2 protein-coding genes are annotated in these 1,501 nt (G+C 42.0%); both read left to right on the forward strand.

Annotated features, from left to right (window positions below; translation table 11 throughout):
• Positions 1–266: 266 nt before the first annotated feature.
• Positions 267–815 (forward strand): thioredoxin fold domain-containing protein, encoded by a 549-nt coding sequence (locus HMPREF3096_RS28470; protein WP_001567366.1) that lies wholly within the window; start codon positions 267–269, stop codon positions 813–815.
• A gap of 46 nt (positions 816–861) precedes the next feature.
• A complete protein-coding gene (tolA, locus tag HMPREF3096_RS28475; protein WP_001567367.1) occupies positions 862–1,296 on the forward strand; it encodes a cell envelope integrity protein TolA in 435 nt (144 codons plus the stop codon).
• Positions 1,297–1,501 lie beyond the last annotated feature (205 nt).

The following is a 1,501-nucleotide window of genomic DNA, read 5'->3' on the forward strand; positions in this document are numbered from 1 at the left end:
ATAGTGCACAGACGGGCTTTTATCCAGCCGCAAACCCTTCTCCCAGCATTCATCCGAAAATTTTTCCGCTTCATTACCGTTACGCTCTATAGGCAGTGGAAAAAAGAGCGCGTATGGTATCTGGACACACTATAGCACCCTCGCGGATCAATGATGGAGTCGCATAAACAGGAACTATTGTTTTTTACAGATGATAAAAATATTCAAATCTGGCATGAACCAGGCATCAACAACCTGAAATTAATACTGAATAGGGAACAGGGATTATGAGTTTTTTTCTTAAATCATTAGCCGCAGGTGTTTTTACGATAGCCAGCTTCAGTGTTGGGGCTACAACTGCTCCTGTTTTAGACACAACGCCACAGATGGCCTATGAGGATATCTCTCGCTCCTTAACTGAATTGCAGCCGATTACGTTTCAGTCTGGAGTGGAAAAATATAAAATATTAGTTTTTGTAGATAATCAGTGTGTTTATTGCAGCTATGTTGTAAAAAACATCAAGAAATACACTGATGCAGGGCTGACTATGTCATTTCTGACGGTGGTTCCATCATCCATCAAAGACTCAGTCATTGAAGATATGGGACGAGTATGGTGTGCATCAGATCGTCAGAAAAGTTTTCAAAATGCGATGGCCGGTTTTTTGCCAGACAATGATAGCTCAGAAAAATGTAAAAATCTGGTGATTAAACAATCTGAACTTGCTGATAGACTGGGCGTTACAGTAACTCCTGCTATGGTAGTGCTGGAGCCGTCTGTGCATACTTTCCTGGGTAGTGTTTCTCCAGATAAAATTCTCTCTGAACTCCAGTAAAAGGACTAAGCGAATGGTTACCTGGAGATGAAAACTGGAGTTTCACATGAATTTAAGAGCGTTCTCAGCCCCCATACTCACCCTGGTGCTACTTATAACAGCCTGTTCAAACCATACTCAAAAAACAAACGTCAGGGTAATGCCCGGCAACGATAAATCAGCGGAAGTTGATGATCTTTTAGGTAACCTAGGGTCTCCAACATTTCCCCCGGAGCATTCAAAAATAGTCGTATATGCAGCACAAATACGGAATGCCATTGTTGCCGAAATGTACGAACCCGATGCGTATAAAGGAAAAACCTGCTCTATTCGTATCTATCTTCAACCTGATGGTTCAGTGAACAGTGCGACAGCGAAAGAGGGTGATGCAAAATTGTGTAAAGCAGCCATTTCAGCGATTACACGAGCGAAAATACCCGCCGCACCAGATAACGAAACATATCAGAGGGTCAAAAATGCCGCTCTTGATTTCAGACTATAGAAATGAAGTTTGAGGTGGTTATTGAGGAAATGCCCTATTGTGATCTATCCGTAATCCGTTTTTTCATCGCAAAGGTCGGGTTGTTGCAGCGACACTGATATGTCGCTGCAAGCTTTGCGATCTCAATGTAATTGACTGATATTTAACATAAAACGCATTAAACGCACTAATACTGTAATGGCTCAATAGTAATGTCCGCCTGTGG

It is taken from the genome of Klebsiella sp. HMSC25G12, from assembly GCF_001807705.1.
In the GTDB taxonomy this organism is placed as follows: domain Bacteria; phylum Pseudomonadota; class Gammaproteobacteria; order Enterobacterales; family Enterobacteriaceae; genus Klebsiella; species Klebsiella variicola.

Excerpts from the sequence above, each read along its gene's own strand:
- HMPREF3096_RS28470 (WP_001567366.1), top strand. The coding sequence starts at position 267 with ATGAGTTTTTTTCTTAAATCATTAGCCGCAGGTGTTTTTACGATAGCC.
- tolA (WP_001567367.1), top strand. The coding sequence starts at position 862 with ATGAATTTAAGAGCGTTCTCAGCCCCCATACTCACCCTGGTGCTACTT.